General features: G+C 44.7%; 24 protein-coding genes and 1 pseudogene. 15 read left to right on the forward strand and 10 right to left on the reverse strand.

The genetic code is table 11. The annotated features are described in order from the left end of the window. Window positions 1–5: 5 nt before the first annotated feature. From GWR56_RS05170 to GWR56_RS05190, 5 genes are all read right to left on the reverse strand, one after another. A complete protein-coding gene (locus tag GWR56_RS05170) occupies window positions 6–644 on the reverse strand; it encodes a response regulator transcription factor (protein ID WP_162430084.1) in 639 nt (212 codons plus the stop codon). Then, window positions 613–1437, reverse strand: a complete 825-nt coding sequence (locus tag GWR56_RS05175; RefSeq protein ID WP_162430085.1) for a sensor histidine kinase — start codon at window positions 1435–1437, stop codon at window positions 613–615. Before GWR56_RS05175 ends, GWR56_RS05170 begins: the two co-directional genes overlap by 32 nt. Next, window positions 1386–1988, reverse strand: coding sequence for a hypothetical protein (locus tag GWR56_RS05180; RefSeq protein WP_162430086.1), 603 nt, complete (start codon window positions 1986–1988; stop codon window positions 1386–1388). The genes GWR56_RS05175 and GWR56_RS05180 overlap by 52 nt, the downstream gene beginning before the upstream one ends. A gap of 64 nt (window positions 1989–2052) precedes the next feature. Then, entirely contained in the window at window positions 2053–2676 is a 624-nt protein-coding gene (locus tag GWR56_RS05185) for a hypothetical protein (protein ID WP_162430087.1), read from the reverse strand. 71 nt (window positions 2677–2747) lie between these two features. Beyond that, window positions 2748–3134 carry a lipocalin family protein gene (locus GWR56_RS05190; protein WP_162430088.1) on the reverse strand — a complete coding sequence of 129 codons (387 nt, stop codon included), beginning with the start codon at window positions 3132–3134 and terminating at the stop codon, window positions 2748–2750. A gap of 233 nt (window positions 3135–3367) precedes the next feature. On the opposite strand from GWR56_RS05190, the gene GWR56_RS05195 reads away from it, so the two are divergent. From GWR56_RS05195 to GWR56_RS05205, 3 genes are read left to right on the forward strand one after another with little or no spacing between them, the layout of a single operon-like run. Next, a complete protein-coding gene (locus GWR56_RS05195) occupies window positions 3368–4021 on the forward strand; it encodes a porin family protein (protein WP_162430089.1) in 654 nt (217 codons plus the stop codon). A gap of 32 nt (window positions 4022–4053) precedes the next feature. After that, complete coding sequence (locus tag GWR56_RS05200) at window positions 4054–4524, forward strand: hypothetical protein (RefSeq protein WP_162430090.1); 471 nt, start codon at window positions 4054–4056, stop codon at window positions 4522–4524. Then, window positions 4521–5663 (forward strand): metallophosphoesterase, encoded by a 1143-nt coding sequence (locus GWR56_RS05205; RefSeq protein WP_238395311.1) that lies wholly within the window; start codon window positions 4521–4523, stop codon window positions 5661–5663. Before GWR56_RS05200 ends, GWR56_RS05205 begins: the two co-directional genes overlap by 4 nt. Before the next feature lie 80 nt (window positions 5664–5743). Here the strand turns inward: GWR56_RS05205 and GWR56_RS05210 are convergent, their stop codons facing one another. The 3 genes from GWR56_RS05210 to rsfS form a co-directional block, all read right to left on the reverse strand. Beyond that, window positions 5744–6382 (reverse strand): lactate utilization protein, encoded by a 639-nt coding sequence (locus GWR56_RS05210; protein WP_162430091.1) that lies wholly within the window; start codon window positions 6380–6382, stop codon window positions 5744–5746. Window positions 6383–6462: 80 nt separating this feature from the next. Beyond that, on the reverse strand, window positions 6463–8571 hold the full coding sequence (gene ftsH, locus GWR56_RS05215) for an ATP-dependent zinc metalloprotease FtsH (protein WP_370463826.1): 2109 nt from the start codon (window positions 8569–8571) through the stop codon (window positions 6463–6465). 75 nt (window positions 8572–8646) lie between these two features. Further along, on the reverse strand, window positions 8647–9021 hold the full coding sequence (gene rsfS / locus GWR56_RS05220) for a ribosome silencing factor (protein WP_162430093.1): 375 nt from the start codon (window positions 9019–9021) through the stop codon (window positions 8647–8649). Between the two features lie 92 nt (window positions 9022–9113). Between rsfS and GWR56_RS05225 the strand changes: the two genes are divergently transcribed. The 4 genes from GWR56_RS05225 (at window position 9114) to pfkA (ending at window position 13108) form a co-directional block, all read left to right on the forward strand. Next, the gene (locus tag GWR56_RS05225) at window positions 9114–9839 is read left to right on the forward strand and encodes a biotin--[acetyl-CoA-carboxylase] ligase (RefSeq protein ID WP_238395312.1); all 726 of its coding nucleotides are present in this window, start codon (window positions 9114–9116) and stop codon (window positions 9837–9839) included. 1 nt (window position 9840) lies between these two features. Then, the gene (locus GWR56_RS05230) at window positions 9841–10293 is read left to right on the forward strand and encodes a protein-disulfide reductase DsbD N-terminal domain-containing protein (protein WP_162430095.1); all 453 of its coding nucleotides are present in this window, start codon (window positions 9841–9843) and stop codon (window positions 10291–10293) included. 2 nt (window positions 10294–10295) lie between these two features. Further along, window positions 10296–12011, forward strand: coding sequence for a protein-disulfide reductase DsbD (locus tag GWR56_RS05235; protein WP_162430096.1), 1716 nt, complete (start codon window positions 10296–10298; stop codon window positions 12009–12011). Between the two features lie 119 nt (window positions 12012–12130). Next, complete coding sequence (gene pfkA / locus GWR56_RS05240; protein ID WP_162430097.1) at window positions 12131–13108, forward strand: 6-phosphofructokinase; 978 nt, start codon at window positions 12131–12133, stop codon at window positions 13106–13108. A gap of 72 nt (window positions 13109–13180) precedes the next feature. Here the strand turns inward: pfkA and GWR56_RS05245 are convergent, their stop codons facing one another. Further along, the gene (locus tag GWR56_RS05245) at window positions 13181–15067 is read right to left on the reverse strand and encodes an SPFH domain-containing protein (protein ID WP_162430098.1); all 1887 of its coding nucleotides are present in this window, start codon (window positions 15065–15067) and stop codon (window positions 13181–13183) included. A gap of 378 nt (window positions 15068–15445) precedes the next feature. Here GWR56_RS05245 and GWR56_RS05250 point away from each other — a divergent pair, with 378 nt between their 5' ends. The 8 genes from GWR56_RS05250 to rplS all read left to right on the forward strand — a co-directional run bounded on the left by GWR56_RS05250 (window position 15446) and on the right by rplS (window position 20015). Beyond that, window positions 15446–16009 (forward strand): 30S ribosomal protein S16, encoded by a 564-nt coding sequence (locus GWR56_RS05250; RefSeq protein ID WP_162430099.1) that lies wholly within the window; start codon window positions 15446–15448, stop codon window positions 16007–16009. 78 nt (window positions 16010–16087) lie between these two features. Beyond that, window positions 16088–16615, forward strand: coding sequence for a ribosome maturation factor RimM (rimM, locus tag GWR56_RS05255; RefSeq protein ID WP_162430100.1), 528 nt, complete (start codon window positions 16088–16090; stop codon window positions 16613–16615). 89 nt (window positions 16616–16704) lie between these two features. Further along, window positions 16705–17148, forward strand: coding sequence for a hypothetical protein (locus GWR56_RS05260; RefSeq protein WP_162430101.1), 444 nt, complete (start codon window positions 16705–16707; stop codon window positions 17146–17148). A gap of 16 nt (window positions 17149–17164) precedes the next feature. Further along, the gene (locus GWR56_RS05265) at window positions 17165–18076 is read left to right on the forward strand and encodes a hypothetical protein (RefSeq protein WP_162430102.1); all 912 of its coding nucleotides are present in this window, start codon (window positions 17165–17167) and stop codon (window positions 18074–18076) included. 12 nt (window positions 18077–18088) lie between these two features. Next, entirely contained in the window at window positions 18089–18289 is a 201-nt protein-coding gene (locus GWR56_RS05270; RefSeq protein ID WP_162430103.1) for a helix-turn-helix transcriptional regulator, read from the forward strand. Window positions 18290–18310: 21 nt separating this feature from the next. Continuing rightward, window positions 18311–18697 carry a VOC family protein gene (locus tag GWR56_RS05275; protein WP_162430104.1) on the forward strand — a complete coding sequence of 129 codons (387 nt, stop codon included), beginning with the start codon at window positions 18311–18313 and terminating at the stop codon, window positions 18695–18697. 86 nt (window positions 18698–18783) lie between these two features. Next, window positions 18784–19458 carry a tRNA (guanosine(37)-N1)-methyltransferase TrmD gene (gene trmD, locus GWR56_RS05280; protein ID WP_162430105.1) on the forward strand — a complete coding sequence of 225 codons (675 nt, stop codon included), beginning with the start codon at window positions 18784–18786 and terminating at the stop codon, window positions 19456–19458. Window positions 19459–19667: 209 nt separating this feature from the next. Then, window positions 19668–20015 (forward strand): 50S ribosomal protein L19, encoded by a 348-nt coding sequence (rplS, locus tag GWR56_RS05285; protein ID WP_067056587.1) that lies wholly within the window; start codon window positions 19668–19670, stop codon window positions 20013–20015. Between the two features lie 484 nt (window positions 20016–20499). On the opposite strand, the pseudogene GWR56_RS05290 reads toward rplS, so the two are convergent. Next, a pseudogene (locus GWR56_RS05290) lies at window positions 20500–21153 on the reverse strand (phosphatidylserine decarboxylase family protein); the annotation flags it as partial. Window positions 21154–21174: the final 21 nt, after the last annotated feature.

The raw sequence follows: 21174 nt of genomic DNA on the forward strand, positions 1-21174 counted from the left end.
GCAAATTACAATTCTATCATGTTGTTTTTTATGGCGTAAAGTACCAGGCCAACGCGGCTTTTAATTTGTAGTTTTTCAAAGAGCTGGTCACGGTAACCGTCAACCGTACGGGCGCTGATGCACATCTGGTCGGCAATTTCTTTGTAGGTGAGCTCGGTACTGGCAAGCTTTAAAAATTCAATTTCCCGGCTGTTAAGCTTTACCTGTTCGGTTTGTTTATTAAAGGTTTGTACCAGGTGGCGGGTCACAAAGTCGGGGTAATAAATTTCGCCCTGCGATACTTTTTTAAGGGCCTGCTCAAACTCGTGGGGTTCGGCATCTTTAAGCAGGTATCCTTTAACCCCCATTTTCACCATGGCCAGCACCTTTTCGGCATCCTCAAACATCGATAAAATGATCACACATATGTCCGGAAAAGTATCCCGCAGCCATTGCGTCGTGCTAATGCCATCCATAACGGGCATATTAATATCCAGCAAAATAATATCGGGCTTAAACTTTGGTGATATTTTACGCGTCAGCTCTTCGCCGTTACCGGCTTCAAAAAGTATTTTATAACCGGTAAAGCTATTAATTAACGATACTATCCCGCTCCTGAAAAGGCGGTGATCATCAACCAGCGCTATGGTAGTCTCCGTTGGCATGTGTTTGTTGTGTAAGGGGGTCAATGCTAATTTTAATACAACAACCCTTGCCTGGTGCGCTGTCAATAACAGCAGCGGCACCAATTAAGGCAGCCCTGTTCACAATGTTTTTAAGCCCCGAGCCGCCGTTTGGCAGCTCTGCGGCTAAAAACCCCACGCCGTTGTCCTGAATGGTTAAGTTAAACAAATGGTCAAAATAATCCAAACTGATCTTTAACTGTTTTGCGCCCGAGTGTTTAAGGGCGTTATTTAATGCTTCCTGAAAAATGCGGAACAATACCAGCTCGCGCTGCTCGCCAAGGCCTTGCGCGTTACCGCCAATAGCCAGTTCAATTTTAATAATGCCGCTTTTATTGATGCGGCCGGCCTCTATCTCTATTGTTTTTACCAGGCCCAGCTGCACAATATGATCATAGCTAAGGCTTTTTGACAGGTCGCGCAGATCGTTTATTACCTGGGCTATCAGGTTACGGCTTTCGTCTATCTTTACACTTACCTGCTCGTGTGTAGCTTTTGCGGGCATGGCCAGGTTAAGCTTTACAAACGATAGCACCTGGGTAACGTTATCATGTATCTCGCGGCTGATGTAATTAAGCGTTTGCTCCTGCATTTCCACCTGCGTTTTTAATAGCTCCTGCTGAAAACGTGATTCGAGCAGCGCTTTTTCTTCGATGTGCTTTTTTTTGCGTTGGTTATATAGGTTTACGTATACTAACACAAAAGCCGGCGCTAATAAAAATATCAACGTTGCTGTAACGACAAGTTCAATTGTTTCCTTTGTAGATATCTGCATAAAAAAGCGTATGTCCAGCTGCCATATAAAAGCAGGTTTAATATAACATATATATCAGACCGTAAATTTTTCGGTATGGAAAATAGCTGATAAAAGAACAGGTCACAGGCAACACTGCCAAAGTAAAAGAATAATGACCCATTCACCCACCAAAACGAGGGCAGCTTTGAAAGCTTTTCGTATTTATCACTTTTTAACAGCTGGTAATAGTATAATAAGCTGCAAATACAAAAGTGCACCGACAGCAATGTATCACTGTTTACATTAAAATTAGTTATACCGTGCAAATACAATTCGATAATATACACTACGATAAATACTATCACCGCACAAATAATATACAACCGGGCCGAACGGTAATCATCGAATAAAAAATAAAAGAAGGTGCTTACGAACCCTATCTCTGCTAATAAGTAAAAGTTATATACCCAGCTATTATCCTTTTCAATAACTATCCGGTAATATCGCCCGGTTAATTCAATTACGCATACTGCCACTAAAAACAAGATCTGGAATTTCCAGACCTTGTTTTTATCATTAATAAGAAACATTATAGCAAATAGCATGCATAAAAGTTCTATAATGTTATTAGCTGACAAGGACATATTGCTATAATTAATTGCCTGTTGGCGGAGGAGTGCAAAACAAGGTAGCGCCATAGGTACAGCATGGAGATGGCGGCGGGCATAACTCGCCCTTGTTTTGCGGATCAGTGAACTTACCTAAAAAGTAACCGATATTCGAGACACTTTTGTTATTGCTGTAATAATCTTTATGTATGGTTATTTTTCTTCCGCGGTTCTTAGGGTCCGGATCAGTAATGACGGTATCCTTGGTAGAAACAAGCACAACGGTGTTGCTGTTAGAGTAATCTAACGTATCGCCGTTGTTAGCGAGAACCACGTGGCCGGGGCCGTATTTTGCAAAATAAATTCTAAGGCCCTGCCCTTTTTCTGTTTCAATATTGGTGATAAGTTTTTTTAACGCAGCCAAATCGAAGTAAACGGTACGCGTATTTTCTTTTTGTGTCCTCCGGCTTGGAGAGGTCACCATACCCGGATCGTAGCTGGATACCATTTTTACAGCAGTGTCGATAGGAATATTTTCCATCTTCTTACTTTCCGCAACTAAGGAGTCTGCAGCTACAGAATCTGCCTTGTTTGTGTCTTCGGGGGTTGTCTTTGAGGTGCACGCGCAGAAGGACAGGCCAACTACGGCAAATAGTAATAGTTTTTTCATTGTTTAAATTGTTTAAGATTAATGGTTTCCCTAAGGTACATTCTATCAATGTGTTTTTACATCAGAATCGATTATTTTTTAAAATAGGCTGTAGAGATTTCTCCGTCATCATTACTTGACATTACCAGTTCGCTGCCGGTCAATTTTTCAACCGTGGCAATATTGGGCTCGCCATCTACAATAAATGTTATCTTATTTCCGGATACGCTCCACTGTGCATAATCGTCATCTACACTATCGTAGGCGGTACCATCTGCTTTAAATTCGAAGTACTCGCCGTCGTTAAAGGTTTCGGTATCGCCGCCTTCAACAAATTTCACATACAACCATTTGCCAACAAGCTTATTCTTTGATACCGAAGAGGGCTGGTCGCCGCCGTCGTCGGTTTTTTTACTGCACCCGGTAAAAGCTACCGAGCTGCCAACCAACAATAGTGCAATAAGTAATAGTTTTTTCATCGCTGTCATGATTAATAATTTAAGGGTGATTTGTTGAGTGCTAAGTTATTTCGGCCCGGGTGCCGGCTGCCCCGTGTTTTCACGGTATTTACACAGCATAAACACAGTGCAGGTTGGGTGTTATGCGCGTTGACGCGCGATGGATCCGAACGGAGATTTGTATTCAAGCAATTGCATTGATTGTGGCCGGTAAAGCCGAAAACGGAACAGAGTAGGCAACACTAATTAATAACATGAAAAACCTTAACTTTTCAAAACTCTTGTTTATCCCCCTTGTATGTATGGGCATCAGCGCAAGCGCGCAAAACAACCTTACGGGCGCCGGTGATGTTGCAGTGGCTGCAAACTCGCCGGTTATACAAACCGCCGCTAAAGGGCCGCTTGCTGCCTCAAAATTATTTGAACCGGCAGCAGCATTTAAAAACGTTACCGCTGCCGATGGTTCTGCCTCAACCTTCTCAATTGGTTTAGAACCCGAGGCTATCCTGCCGATCGGCGATTTCAAAACTTTTGTATCAGCGGGTGCCGGCCTCAACTTAAAAGGCCTTTATCATTTAAGCGACGCAGGCGCAGTAACCGCTACTGTTGGTTACAATTACTTTTTGCCAAAAGAAGACGCAGACTTTAAATACTCGGGCATCCCTGTAAAGATCGGCTACCTGGCTAAGCTCGGCGATATGTTTTTTGTTGAGCCGCAAGTGGGGCTTTACAGCATGCGCGTATCTGACGATGACGACAACTCTGCAAGCAACACCAATTTACTGTTAGCGGCCAAAGTAGGCCTAAACGTTGGCGAAAAATCGCACCTGGGGGTTGGTTACAACTACATAAAGGCAGACGGTGGCTCAACTTCTTTTATAAACCTCAGTTACCTGTTCACTTTCTAATAAATAATCATATTAACTAAATAAATCAAACCATGAAACTCTTCAAAAGAAACATTTTTATTAAAAGCCTGCTGCTTGTATTGGTGGTGGCGTTTTTAGGCAGCTGTAAAAAAGACGATGGCGGCACCGGCGACATCGCCAACGCCAGCGGTAAGTTCAGCGTTAAAGGCACCGAATATAGCGGCCCATGCCAGGCTATCCCCGCAACAAGCGGCGTATCGGGAAATTTAGATGCCATTATCGCTTCAAGCACCGGCGCTTCGTTCATCGTTTACAATATACCAACCGGCAGCAGTGGCACAAGCAATGTTGTCGAGATCGACTCAGACGTGCCATTTTCATCACAATTGTATGCTATATGTACTGTTAACAGCGGCACCATATATTCATCAACAGGCGGTACGGTAACCAAAACCGGTTCAAACTCCTACAAGTTTTCAGTAAACATGGTAGACCTTACTACCAACGAAACCGTTACCGTTACCGGTTCGGGTAAGTATTGAGATTAAACCTTATCACACAATTTGCAACGGCGCATGTTTACCATAACATGCGCCGTTTTTTTCAACGCTTACTTTATAAACCGGTATCATACCTGGCCAACAGGTTCTCGTCAAGGCCCAATAAAACAAGGGTAAACAAAGCGCTTAGCGCCCTTTATAAAAACATCATTGCTAACCCCGGCAAAAAAGGGCTGGTAATACCGTTTGATGTATCAACGGATAAGTTCATTCTCCTGTCTGACCAGCATAAAGGGGCAAGGGATGGCGCCGACATGTTCGCCAGATCTGCCGGGAATTACCAGGCAGCGCTTGACCATTACTTTGCCGAAAATTTTATTTATATAAACCTGGGCGATAGCGAAGAACTGTGGGAGAATTTGTTTGTGACCGTTAAGCGCCACAATAAAGCAACCTTTGAAAAGGAAAAGCTATTTATTGAGGACGACCGCTTTGTAAAGATCTTTGGCAACCACGACCTGTACTGGGGTAACGACCCTTTGGCACCCGTAAGCCTGATGCAGATATATGGCCGGGCTATACGAGTTTATGAAGGCGCGTTGCTGCAAACCACGGTTAACAATAAGCCATTAGAAATATTTATGACCCATGGGCACCAGGGCGATCTGCAAAGCGACGGCAACTGGTTTAGCAAATGGTTTGTATCAGATGTTTGGGGGCCTTTGCAGGGGTTTATGCGGATAAACCCCAATACCCCCGCCTTTAACAACCAATTAAAAACCGACCATAACCGTATCATGTACGAATGGAGCAGCCAGCGCAATAACATGCTGCTGATTACAGGGCATACCCATCAGCCGGTTTTCAGGTCATTAACCGAACTGGAAAATCTCTACATTCGCCTTGATAGCGCTAAGCAGACGAATGACACAGCTAAAATTATTGAACTCGAACGAAAGATCACCGGCCTGCACCTGCAGGGCAACACCCCGCCCGATTTTAACGGCTACCTTGATACCTATTTCAATACCGGCTGCTGCTGCTTTAACGACGGCGATATCACCGGGATAGAGATAGCCGATGGCTTCATCAGGCTTATTAAATGGACGAGCCACAAAAAGATAAGCCAGCGGGTTGTGTTGGAAGAATGCAAGTTGGAGGAGTTAAAGGCAGGAGGATAACCCCGCATGTCATGGTGAGCCTGTCGAACCATTATCAAGGCGTACAGGTCCTCAATAAGTTCAAACTGCTACCGAGTTTATTACCCATCCAACAAAAACACAAACAGCTCTTTAGGGCCGTGGGCGCCAAGCACCAATGTTTTTTCGATATCGGCGGTGCGGCTTGGGCCGGTAACGTGGGTAATCATGGATGGTATACGGGGGCCGTACTTTTCTTTGAGCAGTTTAAACCCGTCCTTCAGATCGAGCACCAGCTGAGAGGTATAAGCCAGTACAATATGCACCGGTGGGTAAATACTCAAACGCCTGCCCGCAGCGTTGGCGTTTGACAGCAATATGGTGCCATTACGGGCTATTAATGCCTCGCAAAGAGTAAAGCCAACTTCAGCCTGTTCAAAATCCTTGTCGGTTTCAAAAAAAGGATATTCGTAGGTGCTAAGCACCTGCTGAAGCGCGGGTTCCCAGCAGTATATTTTGTGCCACTTGCGCTCTTCGGCAAGCTCCAATAAATTTTCTATGAATTGTACCTCGTCCTCGCAATACACAAACTGGCCGCTTATAGCAGTAAATTCTTCAGCAAAGAGCACCTCCAGCATCTCCTCGTTCGGCGGATACATGGGTAGTTCTTCCAGGTTCGGGTAGGGGTTATCACGTTTTTCTAAAAGCGCCTTGCGCACTTTTTTCAGCAGCTTTTCTTTAGATGTGGTAATATCCCTCATGTTAAGTCAAAAGTAATAAGTATAAAGTAAAAAGTCGCAAGCCTCTTCAGACTTACGACCTTTTACTTCCTACGTAATAATTATTCTTTAGTTGTATCCGTTTCTTCCGGGTTTCTGTCAAAGGTGCCTGAATGGTCACCAACCCCTTCATGAACCAGGTTTTGTGCAACAGGGTCCTGGTTTGATTCGGGCCCGTTCACAAATTCATCATAAGTGGTACGGTTATCAAACGGGCGTTTGCCCAATATCTCTTCCAGGTCCGACTGAAACAGTATTTCCTTTTCTATCAGCTTGTTCGCCAGTTTTTCAAGGCCGTCGCGCTTTTCGGTAAGCAAACGTTTGGTACTCAGGTAAACATCATTTATCAGCGTACGTACTTCGTTATCTATCAGTTCAGATGTTTTTTCTGAATATGGTTTGTTAAACTGGTACTCGCCCTGGGTATCGTTGAACGATACATTGCCCACCTTCTCGTTCATACCGTAAATGGTAACCATGGCGTAGGCCAGTTTGGTAATCCGTTCCAGGTCGTTTTGCGCGCCGGTAGATATTTTACCAAAGGTGATGTCCTCGGCAACGCGGCCGCCCATGGTCATGCTCATGCCATCAAGCAACTGCTCGGTAGTGTACAGAAACTGCTCTTTAGGCAGGTACTGCGCGTAACCCAGTGCAGCTACCCCACGCGGTACTATAGATACCTTCACCAACGGGTCGGCATGCTCCAGGAACCAGCCTGCAATTGCGTGGCCTGCCTCGTGGTAAGCCACAATGCGTTTTTCTTCGGGCGATATGATCTTGTTCTTCTTTTCCAGGCCGCCAATAACACGGTCAATAGCATCCTGAAAATCCTGCATGTCAACAGCCTCTTTGTTTTTACGGGCGGCTATTAAAGCGGCCTCGTTACATACGTTGGCAATTTCGGCACCGGCAAAGCCCGGTGTTTGTGCCGATAGTTTTTTAGCGTCAACACCCTCGGCAACCTTAATAGGTTTTAAGTGTACTTTAAATATTTGCTCGCGGCCAATCAGGTCAGGTTTATCAATAGATACCTGTCTGTCAAAACGTCCCGGGCGCATCAAGGCGCTGTCCAGTACATCAGGGCGGTTAGTAGCTGCCAGGATGATGATACCGCTATCGGTACCAAAGCCATCCATCTCAACCAGCAACTGGTTAAGCGTGTTCTCGCGCTCGTCGTTACCGCCAACTATATTGTTTTTACCACGGGCACGGCCTATGGCATCGATCTCATCAATGAATATGATGCACGGTGCTTTATCCTTTGCCTGGCGGAACAGGTCGCGCACACGCGATGCACCCACACCCACAAACATCTCCACAAAGTCGGACCCCGACAGCGAGAAGAAAGGTACCTGGGCCTCGCCTGCAACGGCTTTGGCCAATAACGTTTTACCTGTACCCGGCGAGCCGACCAGCAAAGCACCTTTTGGTATTTTACCACCCAGGTTGGTGTATTTTTTAGGGTTTTTAAGGAAATCTACAATCTCCATAACCTCTTGCTTGGCCTCTTCAAGGCCGGCCACATCGTTAAATGTTACCGATACCTGTGCCTCTTTATCAAACAAGGTGGCTTTTGATTTGCCAATATTGAATATCTGGCCCCCCGCGCCGCCACCTGCACCACCGCCCATACGGCGCATAATAAACAACCATACGCCAACAAGCAGTATAGCCATTATTACACATTGTACCAGCCAGTTGCTCAACAGGTTCTCTTTACCCTGCTGATATTCGATAGGGATCTTTTGCGCATCCGGAAAGTCCTTCTGTACAGCCGCAACCGATTGTTTCAGGCTCTCGTACGATGCATCGGTAAAGTTGTACTGCGGTTCGTTGGCCGCCGTGCCAAACCCGCGCTGACCCTTATTGGCATCGGCGTATTGAGGTTTAACAAGGCTGTCTTTTTTTATATAAACCTCGGCGGTTACCAGGTCGCCGTTTTTATAGGCAACAATTTTTTCAACGTCGTGGGCGCGCAGCATCTGGTTGCTAAAGCGCTGAAAATCTATCTGCTTGCCAATGCTTCCGCTCATTAGCGTAGGCACAACCAATATACCAATAATGGCAATGGCGTAAAGCCACATCAGGTTAAACTTGGGTGGCTTTGGGGTGATTTTTTTATTCGGAACCTTGCGTAAAGGTTTTTGGGAATCTGACTTCTTATCTTTAATTTCCATGTTTTTACAAGCTCAGCTTATCAATAATAATTTAAAAAGGGGATCTGGTTTTTCTTTTTTGAGCTTTGTTTAAGCGCTTTTGTAGCTTTTAATTTCAGCATCACCCCATAGGTCTTCAACACCGTAAAATTCGCGTTTGTCGGTCCTGAAGATGTGTATCACAACATCTATATAATCCAGCAGTATCCATTCGCCATATTCAAGCCCCTCTTTGCGCCAGGGGTCTTGCTGTAAAGCCTTATAAATTTCTTCCTCAACACTATTTGCAATTGCTTTTACCTGTGTGGCCGAATCGGCATGGCAAATAACAAAGTAATCTGCTACCGAACTGTTTACATTACGAAGATCGAGCCTTACAAGATCATTCCCCTTTTTTTCCTGCATGCCGTGTATAGCAAGTTCAGAAATATAGGCGGATTCATTTATCACTTTACTTTTTACCATTAAAAAGATTTAGTTTTGAACGATTTTGGGTTTAATAATATTATACGTTGCAAAATAACATATTTTCAGGATTATTTGTTGGACAAAATTTAGTGACACTAAAAGAAGTTGACTCAACAAATACATTCCTCAAGAATATACTGTCAAATTCCAAGCCAGTACCCGATGGAACAGTCATTATGGCAGAACACCAGTATGCGGGGCGCGGCCAGCGCGAAAACACCTGGCATGCAGAGCCGGGTAAGAATTTAACTTTCAGCATTCTTTTAAACCCCACCTTTTTATCGGCACAACAGCAATTTGACCTTACCCGCGCCGTTAGTATGGGTGTATATGACGCTTTATACCCCCTGCTGCGTGACAACCTTAAGATAAAATGGCCAAACGATATTTATTACGGCGATAAAAAAATAGGCGGCATGCTGATAGAGAACATATTACAAGGCACCCAGATAAAGCACTCGGTTATAGGTATTGGCCTTAATGTAAACCAGGAAAATTTTGCCGCAGGCACAGGTAATGCTACTTCTATAAAGAAGATATTACAGAAGGATTATGAATTAAAAAATATATTAGCAGAAATTTGCAGCAATATTGAGGCCTATTACCTTCACCTGAAGGCCGGGCGGTTTGAATTTGTAAGGAATTTATATTTAAGCCGACTATATTGGTTAAACGAACGGCGCGAGTTTAAGTCGAACGGGCAGGTTTTTGAAGGCATTATCAAAAACGTAAAGGATAATGGCTTGCTGGTGATTGAAAAAGAAACAGGCGGGCAAACATATAATTTAAAGGAAATAGAATTTTTAAACCGGTAAAATGAAGAAAGTATTTTTAGCAGTAGTTGCATTGATGATAACTTTTGGCGCCAAGGCGCAGATCGAATCGCACGTAAGGTGGTCATACGCGGCCAAAAAAACCAGCGCTACCGAAGCCGTTGTTTTAATAAAGGCCACGATGGACGAAGGCTGGCATATTTATTCGCAAAACGTTAAAGAAGGCGGGCCGGTAAAAACCAGCTTTACCTTCGCCCCTTCAAAAGACTACGCCCTGGTAGGTAAACCTATTGAGCCAAAACCTATAACCCGTTACGAAAAAGTATTTGGCATGAATGTAGGGTTCTTTGAGAACTCTGTTATATTTCAGCAAAAAATAAAACTTAAGGCGGCTAAAGCCACCACTGTTAAGGGCAAGCTGGAGTTTATGACCTGTAACGACTCTAAGTGCCTTCCGCCTGATGAGGTTGAATTTTCTGTGCCGTTAGCCAAGTAAGCATGAAGGGAATTAAATTGGCCGCAGGCCCAATCCTGCGTTTATTGTTGATAACCGTATTGGTTTTAGTGGTATCACGGCCTCAGCAGCTTAAGGCGCAAGACACAGTTTCGACAAATGATGTTGAGTTTACTGACATTGCTACGCCAACAGACCAGCTGATCGCCAACAAAAAAAAGGCTGATTCCATTGCCAAAGCCGATTCGGTAAAAAAAGCGCAGGCCGATCAAAGCAAAACAGTAATAAAACCCAAAGAGGAACCAAAAACTTTATGGGGGATTTTTATTGCGGGGCTTATAGGGGGTTTTACAGCGGTATTAATGCCCTGTATTTACCCATTGCTGCCACTAACCGTAAGTTTTTTTACAAAAAAGAGCGGCTCAAGAAGTAAGGGGATATTCCAATCGGTTATTTACGGGCTGTCAATAATTGTGATATACGTATCGCTCGGATTGCTTATATCAATAATTTTCGGGTCGAGCGCGTTGAACGAACTGGCCTCGAATGGCATCTTTAACATCTTCTTCTTTTTATTGCTCATAATATTCGGGATCTCCTTTTTAGGCGCTTTCGAAATAACGCTGCCAAGCTCGCTCGGGAATAAATTAGATCAGAACGCCGACAAGGGCGGTTTGGCTGGTATATTTTTTATGGCGGCTACCTTAGTAGTAGTGTCGTTTTCATGCACCGGGCCAATCATCGGCACATTATTGGTTGATGCTGCTGCCAAAGGCGACAGGTTAGCCCCTGCCATTGGCATGTTTGGGTTTTCGCTGGCATTGGCGATACCGTTCACGGTGTTCGCTTTATTCCCTTCGGCATTAAAGAGCCTGCCAAAATCAGGTGGTTGGTTGAACAGTGTAAAGGTTGTTCTGGGTTTTCTGGAGTTGGCTTTTGCCCTCAAGTTCCTTTCGAACGTTGACCTGGCCTACCACTGGAATTTATTCGACAGGGAGATCTTTCTTTCCTTATGGATCGCGATCGGGTTATTGCTTGGCCTGTATCTCATCGGGAAGATCAGGTTTTCGCACGACAGCGCCCTCCCGCACCTGTCCATCCCGCGTATATTTTTTGCTATCATCGTATTCGCTTTCACCATTTACATGGTTCCGGGGTTGTGGGGCGCACCGTTAAAATCTATAAGCGCGTTTTTACCGCCCGAGGCTACCCAGGATTTTAACCTTTCGCCTATACCTGGCGGGGAAAGCACAACGGCAACTTCGGCTGCACCTGTAACCTCCATCAAGACAAAGAAATATGCCGAAAACTACGATCGGATTAAAACCAGGGGCCTGGATGCCTGGTACGATTACGAGCAGGCATTGCAGGCATCAAAAGAACTGCATAAACCGGTTTTTATAGATTTTACAGGTTTTGTTTGCGTTAATTGCCGTAAAATGGAGGCCGATGTATGGTCGGACCCGCGGGTGTTTAACAAACTTAAAAACGATTTTGTAATGCTGCAGCTGGTTGTTGACGATAAAGCAAAACTGCCGTCAGCTGAGCAGTACACTTCAAAATACACCGGCAAAAAAATTACGCAAATAGGCCAGAAATGGAGCGAGCTGCAGGCGTTTACCTTTAACTCCAACTCGCAGCCATTTTATGTTATCCTTGATAGCAATGGCAACCAACTGGTACCGCCTACCGGTGCCGACTATAATGTTGAAAATTACCTTAAGTTTTTGGATAGCGGTATTGCAGCGTACAAAAAATAAGCAGGTAAAAAAAAATTAACGTAAATTCGCGGCGACTTACAAAAACGGTGTAGCTACAAGCCGCATGTTTGTAAGTCGTTTCTGTTTACACCATACAAAGCGACAGCGCCCTTTTAATAATGACGCAGATCAAAAATATAGGACTTTTTACTTCGGGCGGCGATGCGCCCGGCATGAACGCCGCAATCCGCGCGGTGGTTCGTTCGGCAACGTACTACGGCTTAGAGGTAACCGGTATCCGCAGGGGATACGAGGGGATGATCAATGGTGAGCTTTTTGCCATGGACCGAAAATCTGTTGCTAATATTATTCAGCGCGGGGGCACCATCTTAAAAACTGCCCGCAGCGAACAGTTTAAAACACCCGAAGGCCGTAAGCTGGCATACCAGCAATTAAAAACACATAATGTTGACGCGCTTGTGGCCATTGGCGGCGACGGTACCTTTACCGGCGCCCGTATTTTTGGTAACGAATTTGACATACCCGTGGTTGGCCTGCCGGGTACCATTGATAACGACCTTTTAGGCACCGATTTTACAATTGGTTACGATACCGCCATCAATACCGTGATAGACGCGGTGGATAAGATCCGCGACACGGCGGAATCGCACGACAGGGTGTTCATTGTAGAAGTTATGGGGCGCGATAGCGGGCTGATAGCATTGCGTACCGGTATAGCATCGGGCGCCGAAGCCATTGTGATACCCGAAAGCAAAACCAACATAAACTCTCTTTGCGATCGTTTAGAGCATGGCCGCAAGGATAAGCTGTCAAAAATTGTAATAGTAGCCGAAGGCGACGATGCCGGCGGCGCTTTTGAAATTGGCCGCCATGTAAAAGAGCGTTTCCCGCATTACGATACCCGGGTATCTATCCTGGGCCATATCCAGCGCGGCGGTCGCCCGTCATGCCAGGACAGGGTGCTTGCCAGCCGGGTAGGGGTGGCCGCGGTTGAAGCTTTACTTGGGGGGCGCCGTAACGAAATGATCGGTATCATTCACAACGAAATATCGTACACCCCGTTTGAGCACGCCTGCAAACACAATGTTGAAATCAACCCCGACTTTTTAAAAATAGTAGAGATACTTTCTATATAATTCACCAAAAACCCCGGAAAAAACTTGAATTTTTTCAAGTTTTTTCCGGGGTTTTCAGCTTATCCAGGCAGGTTAAGCCTGAGGTTCCTGCGCTTTTGCTTCGCCCTCCCGCTGCAATTTTTTGAGCATTTCCGAGCCTATCAGAGCGTCTATCATGCCATTGCCGCCACCGCCGTTTTGGCCGTTCACCAAAATTTCGGGAACCAGTTTAATGCCGTTGGATGCAAGTGCCTCGGCTACACGCACTATGGCATATTGCTCGGTACCCATGGCCTCGGTTTTTTGTTTGGTAACCTCGGCTTCGGCTAAACCTATGGCCTTTATTTTACCGGCATCTGCACTACCGTTTACCTCGGTAGCATTGGCATCTGCTTTAGCGTTAATGGTTTTAGCTTCGGCATCGGCTTTGGCTATAATGGTCTTATTTTCAGCATCCGCCTTAGCATTGATCACCCTCGATTCCGCATCACCCCTTGCTGCGGCCACTTTCGAAGCCGCCATTTGGGTGTTTATTTCTACCTGCCGGGTTGATTTTACCACTTCGGGCTGCATATCGGCACCGGCTTTGGCGCTTTCAAATTCCTTACGCTCTATCTGTGCGCTTTTTTGTATCTCGTAAGTAACACGCTCTTGTTCGGCTATTTTACGGTCGGTTAAGGTTTTCATCAGGGCTTCGGGCGGCACAATGTCGCCTATAAGTGTATCCACACCTTCTACGTTATATTCGTTCAGCACCTTCGTGATCTGCGCGCGTGCGTCTTCCTGCCGCTGCGACCTGTTAGTCAAGAACTCGATAACGCCACTTTTTTGAGCCGAGTTACGGAAGTAGTTGGCAATAGTAGGCTCCAGCACCTGCGATACCAGGTTTTTAGTGTTACCAAAACGGGCTATCACTTTCGGCGCTTCGTTTCGCGGAATGTGAATGATCTGCGAAACATCCAAATTGAAGGTAAAACCGTCGGACGAGCGTACGCTGATTGTACACAGGTTCTTATCCAGTTCGTGGCTTTCGGTACGGCTGTTTGCCCAGTTAAGCACAATGTTGGTGGTAGGTACAATCTCTACCGTATGTGTGTAGATATTTACCGGGTGCTTGCCTGGGTCGAGCGGCTCGTCCCAAACACCTTTTTGGTATTTTTTTACGATGTTGCCATGTGTAAAGCCCACGCCGCTAGTGTCCTTACCTTCGGGGCCTACAAAGGAGTTTACTACGCCCACAAAACCGATGTGGATATGCACCATCTCTACCTGTTCTACGATAGCGAACCAGGGGTTTAAATAATACGTACCCGCCAGTATAACGTCCTCCTGCAAACCTTTTTTACCGCCTGCCTTTATAAAGGCCATTGGATCCTGGTAATTACGGTGGCCAGCGACAGAACCGCCGGCTATTTCGCCTTTTTCTAAAGGCTCGCCATCTAAAGTGGTTACTATGCCCACCTTATTTTCGTGGATGCTGGTAGTAGGCACCATAATTATTTCGAACAAAAAAGTGTTGATGCGATAACTACCCGGTGTTAAAAATGCCGCTTGCGGGCCTTTTTGCCCGTTGTTTTCCAGGAAGGCTTGCGAGTCCTGGAACTTATCGCAATCTACAGGTTTGCCCAGTACACGGCCAATATCCATTGGCGCGCCGTCCTTAGCCTTTACCAGGCCCAGTTTATCCTGCGGGATAATGGTGAATTGCTCCATGGTAATTACATATTGCCACGGCCACATGCGCCAGTACAACCCCGGGGCAAGCGGTTTTGCCTGCATACCGGCTTCGCCGTTAATAGCGATGATACGGCCATCGGGCAGCCGCTTATTCCCATAAAGGGTAAACTTTTTAACAACCAAACCGATACGGTCATCAGGAACGATGATCATACCACATAAAACGCGCAATACAAATTTGTAAAGCACCAGAGCGCCAACCAGCAGGAACACCCACCAGAGTTGAATAATTGTTTCAGACATTTGTTTTTTGATTTATTTAACGGGGCCCTTAAGGTGCGGGCCCCTCACAATAACTTATAGCTTTATGAGACCTTGGCTATATAGCGATATTATGATAGCCATACTGCCCCCTTGTTACGGCTTTTAATAAAATGTTTTTAGAGCTTTTGGGAATATTTGGAATGTGATCGGGGGGTAGGAGATAATATGATTTAAAGTTATGATACCTGACAAAATTATCCCGCTTTTGGTAACCGTTGATCAATAAACAACGCGGCAGTGAAAAGGACGGCCGTTACTATTTAATTATAAGCCTTTTATATATAAATATTAATTCATACTTTTGCATCCCCGCAGAAAGAACTCCGGGGATAATGTTGAATACATAAAAACTAAAGAATGGCAACTAAGATCAGACTGCAAAGACACGGTAAAAAAGGTAAACCTTTTTATTACATCGTAGTAGCAGATGCCCGTGCTCCAAGAGACGGTCGTTTTATTGAGCGTGTAGGCTCATACAACCCTAACACTAACCCGGCTACAATCGACATCAATTTCGAAAAAACGCTTGAGTGGGTTAACAATGGCGCACAGCCAACAGACACCTGCCGTGCAATACTGTCATATAAAGGCGTATTATACAAAAAACACTTACAAGGCGGTGTTAAAAAAGGTGCTTTAACCGAAGAGCAGGCAGAAACTAAATTTGCTGAGTGGTTAGACCAAAAAGACAGCAAAATAACAGGTAAAAAATCAAATCTTAACGCTGCAAAAGACGAAGCCCGCAAACTGGCTTTGATCGCTGAAGCTAAAAAGAAAGAAGATAAAGCTGCAGCAATTGCTGCTAAGAACGCTCCTGTAGCTGAAGAAGTAGAAGAAGAAGCCGTAGCTGAAACCGAAGCACCTGCTGAAGGTGAAGCCGCTGCTGCCGATACCGAAACTGAAGCGGAAAGCGCAGAGTAATTATTTGGACGTAAGTTCTAAAGAAAATGGCGAAGCAACCCAACGGGTTCTTCGCCATTGTTATTTAAAGTTTATTGTATGAAAACCGAGGATTGTTTCAGGCTAGGCAGCATTTTAAAAACCAAGGGCCTTAAGGGCGAAATGCAGGTATACATTGATTTTGACGGTGCCGATAATATCAAGATCAAATCGCTGTTTGTGGATATTGCCGGCAAACTGGTGCCGTACTTTGTAAGCTCGATAAAGTTTTTGCAAAAAAACCAGGCCTACCTGAACCTTGAGGACGTTGATACAATTGAAAAAGCCGCGATGCTGGTAAAAAAGGATATTTACCTGCCCAATAAGGTAAAGCCTAAAAAGAAAAAAGAAGAATTTACCCTGAAAGATGTAAAGGGCTTTATTGCCGTTGACGAGACCCACGGCGAACTGGGGGAGATACTGGATGTGGTTGAATACCCGCAGCAGCTTATCGCATCGGTCAACTTTAAAAATAAAGAAGTACTGTTTCCGCTTAATGTGGAGATCATTAAAGGCATTGACGTTGAAGGCGGTGAAATATATATCGACCTGCCGGAAGGGTTATTGGATGTTTATTTAGAAGGATAAGCGCCCTTTCCCGCTTAAAAAATAAAATGTCAAATTTATTTGACATTTGTAAAGTTTGCTTTACATTTGGTAAATCAAACTTTACAACCATGAAACCTCGATTCTTATTCCCTCATTATTTCCGAAAAATAGGGTACGGCTGTTTTATAGCGGTTATCCTGTTCGCTATCCTTTTTAAAATATTGCACCCGCACGGTTTTGCGCAAGAACTGCATCACGACCCCGAACCCGGCATGAAGCTTTCTCATGACATTACCGCGTTACTCCTGCTTTTCGGGCTATTGTTCATCGCCTTTTCAAAAGAAAGAACAGAGGACGAGCATATATCGCTTATCAGATTGGAGTCGTTGCAATGGGCGGTTTATTTAAATTATTTTTTACTGGCTGTTGCGGTTATATTTACCAACACCATGGAGCTGATGCACATAATTTTAATGTCGGTTTGGGCGCCGCTTGCATTTTTCATAATCCGTTTTCGCTGGATGATCTATCGCCTGAACCAGGACGCCGGGAAAGAAACCGACCTGTCATAATTAAAACCTTAAGACCATGAGATCGAACTTATTATTTCCACATAGATTAAGGGCCATAGGGTGGCTTTTAACTATTCCGGGCCTGGTGCTGGGTTACTTAACAGTATACAACGATTATAAGATACCTGGTTTTGGCATGCAGCTCAGAAAAAGCAGCGAGCTTTTTTTACCGGCCTACGAAAACTTTACCAACGAACTGGCGCTTGCCCTGGTAATTACCGGTTTGCTATTTATTGCTTTTAGCAAGCAAAAACATGAGGACGAGCTAACGGCCAAAATACGGCTTAATGCACTGTATTGGGGTATATTGGTTAACTATGCCTGTTATGGCTTATTTATGGCGCTGAGTTTATTAAACGCGTACATCAATATAAAAGGAGTAGAAGACGTGGTTGACCTATTTAGCGATAAGTTTGCGTTTATGATATACAACTTGTTTACACCGCTTATAATTTTTATCGGCCGCTTTTATTACTTGCTTTTTAAAAGTAAAAATGAATATACCGTAAGTGCTGTAAGGTTTTTACCCAATAAGCCCTACCGGTTACTGGGTAAAATTTTAACGGTCGTATTAATTTTGATAGTGGCTATATCGGCAATAACCAATAGTAACGACGACCTGAGTGGGGATATCCTGTACGTGCTGCCGTTTGCAATGCTGTTATGGGTGTATTCAAAAGAAAAGCAGGAGGACGAATACATTAGCAGCGTGCGGTTAAGCGCCATGCAAATCGCGGTGTATGCTAATTACATTATTTTAATCGTTAGCAGTGTGCTTGTTTATGGCCCCGATTTTATTTTGGTAATGCTGATAAACCTATCAACCATTCCTGCCATATTTTTACTGGTATTTAATTACAGGTTATATAAGATCAAACAGGAGGATGGGCATGAGCAAAAAAACAATTTAACGCTTGGCATTTTATAACCCGCGCAAATCATGAAAAATACACTGCGCGTAGAACGCGCCATAAAAAATATAACACAAGCCGATCTGGCCGATGCTATTGGGGTATCGCGCCAAACCATTAATACCATCGAGAGCAACAAATACGTGCCGTCAACAGTATTGGCCTTGAAAATTGCCCGGGTATTTGATAAACCTGTAGAGGCTATTTTTGAACTGGAAGATGGCGATTAAAACTATTGTATAAATTAGCGTATGGCAACACAAGTAGTATTTGCACCCATGCTGATCATCCCAAATGGCATAACTGATGTAAGCTTTTACACCCGTGCCTTTGGCGCCGAAGAACTGCGGCGCTTCAGCAATGATGATGGCACTATTCACGTAGTAGAACTTTCTATGGGCGGGGCAATGTTTCATATTCACGAGCAATGGGAAACCAAGCTGGTAAGTCCGCAAAAAGCCGGTGCCAGCACGGTATCGGTAAATATTTTTGTAGAAGATGTGGATACCGTTGTAGAACAGGCGGTAGCTGCCGGCGCTAAAATAACCTCGCCAGTGCAGGACTTTGATTACGGTTTACGCCAGGGCGATATCATCGATCCGTTTGGCCATTGCTGGCAAATACAGAAGAAGATTTAGGAGAGTCAAGAAGCAAGAGTCAGGATTCAAGAATCCAGATCAAAACTAATCTCTATTCACAAATCACTAATTACTAAATTTGCCCCATGCGTTTCGATATCATAACTGTTTTGCCGGGCTTGCTCGAAAGTCCTTTTGCCCACTCCATCTTACAGCGCGCCCAAAAAAAAGGCGTTGCCGAAATTGTGGTGCACAACCTGCGCGACTATGCCACAGGCAAGCAAAAAAGTGTTGACGATTACCCTTACGGCGGCGGCAGTGGTATGGTGATGACCATACAGCCATTTGCGGCCTGCATTGATAAGCTGAAAAGCGAACGCGAGTACGACGAGATCATTTTTATGAGCCCTGATGGCGAAACGTTGAACCAGGGGATAGCCAACCAACTATCCATTAAACAGAATATTATTATACTGTGCGGCCACTATAAAGGGATAGACCAGCGTATCCGCGACATTTACGTTACCCGCGAAATTTCCATAGGCGACTATGTACTATCGGGCGGCGAGTTGCCCGCTGCGGTACTGGTTGATGCTGTTGTACGATTGATACCGGGCGTACTGAGCGATGAAACTTCGGCCCTGTCAGATTCTTTCCAGGATGACATGCTCGATGCCCCGGTTTACACCCGGCCGGCCGACTGGAACGGGCACAAGGTACCGGCAGTATTATTAAGCGGCAACACCCCCGAGGTAGAAAAATGGCGTTTTGAACAAGCTTTGGAGCGGACCAAACAACGCCGGCCCGATCTGTTGGAGTAAATCAGGGAGGAGTTGATTGGGTAAATGGTGAATAGTAGCATGATTTAAACTACCCTCATAATCAATTAAATTACCCAAAAATCAACGCATCTTGTGGACAAAACACAAATTGTGGAAATTTTTAAAATAGGTTTTCAAAATTCAAATAATATCCTTATTATTGCACTCCGATTTTTACGGGTTAAAAATCGCTTTAAGAGCTAAAAATCATGGATTTAGTAAAATTTGTAGAAGAGCAATCAGTAGTTAAGAATACCTTCCCGTCGTTTAAGGCCGGTGATACTGTTAGCGTGCATTATAAAATCAGAGAAGGTAATAAAGAGCGTATACAGGTTTACCAGGGTGTTGTTTTACAACGCAACAGCGTTGGCAACAGCGAAACCTTCACCGTACGTAAAGTTTCTAACGGCATAGGTGTTGAGCGTATCTTCCCTTACAACTCTCCAAATATCGATAAAGTTGAAGTTAACAGCGTTGGTAAAGTACGTCGCGCTAAACTTTACTACCTGCGTGCCCTTACCGGTAAAGCAGCCCGTATCAAATCAAAAAGGGTTTAATTATCTTTCGCCGCAAGGCGGATACATATACAATATTAAAACCTGCCCGGTAAATGGGCGGGTTTTTTTGTGTTGATGAAGGTTTGACTATCCCTTTTCCCGCGCGTCATTGCGAGGTACGAAGCAATCTCTTCACATGCTAAGTGGTTATGCCAAATTTAAGATTGCTTCGTACCTCGCAATGACGGATTGACTATACGTATGTAACAAAAAAGCCCCGGTGCAACACACCGGGGCTTTAAAACATATTGTAGGATGCTTATTTCTTATCTTCTTTTTTAACCGTTTTGGGTTTGGCAGCAGCTTTCGCGGCTGGTTTTTTTGCCGGGGCCGCGGGTTTTGGTTTAGCGGCCTCTTTCTCCAGATCGTGTTCTATCACCAGGGTCTCTGCGCCATGCTCGTCAGATAAGGGTTTATCAACGTCAGGGATGTGCGCCGTTTCCATTACATCCGATGTTTCATCAGGCAGGGCGACATTATTTGTTAGTTCGGCCAGCACTGTACGCCCGCCTTTTACTACCTGGTTAAGCTCCACGTTGATGCGGGTACCTAACGGAAGGAAAATATCCACCCTTGACCCGAATTTTATAAAGCCGAATTGTTGGCCTTGCTCAACTACGTCGCCTTCTTTAACGTACCATACAATACGGCGGGCAAGCGCCCCGGCTATCTGTCTAAACAATATCTGCGTGCCTTCGCTGTTCTCGGTCACTACGGTAGTGCGTTCGTTCTCGGTTGACGATTTGGGGTGCCAGGCCACTAAGTATTTGCCCGGGTGATATTTGAAATATTTAATCACCCCGCTTATGGGGTTGCGGTTTACATGCACATTAACCGGCGACATAAACACCGATAGCTGGATGCGCCTGTCCTTAAAAAACTCAGTTTCTTCAGTTTCTTCGATCACCACCACCTTGCCATCTGCAGGGCAAAGTACTTGCGATTCTTCGGCCTTGATATGTAAAATAGGGCTGCGGAAAAACTGTACGATGGTTACAAACAGTAAAAACGACAGGATATAAACTATCCATTTTACAACGTGCGCCTCGGGTAAATAAAACGATACCAGAAAATTCAGCACAAATATAAACAGTACCGTAATGGCAAGTGATGTATATCCTTCTTTATGAAAAGTCATTATATAATGTAATAAGTATTT

Source organism: Mucilaginibacter sp. 14171R-50, assembly GCF_010093045.1.
In the GTDB taxonomy this organism is placed as follows: Bacteria; Bacteroidota; Bacteroidia; order Sphingobacteriales; family Sphingobacteriaceae; genus Mucilaginibacter.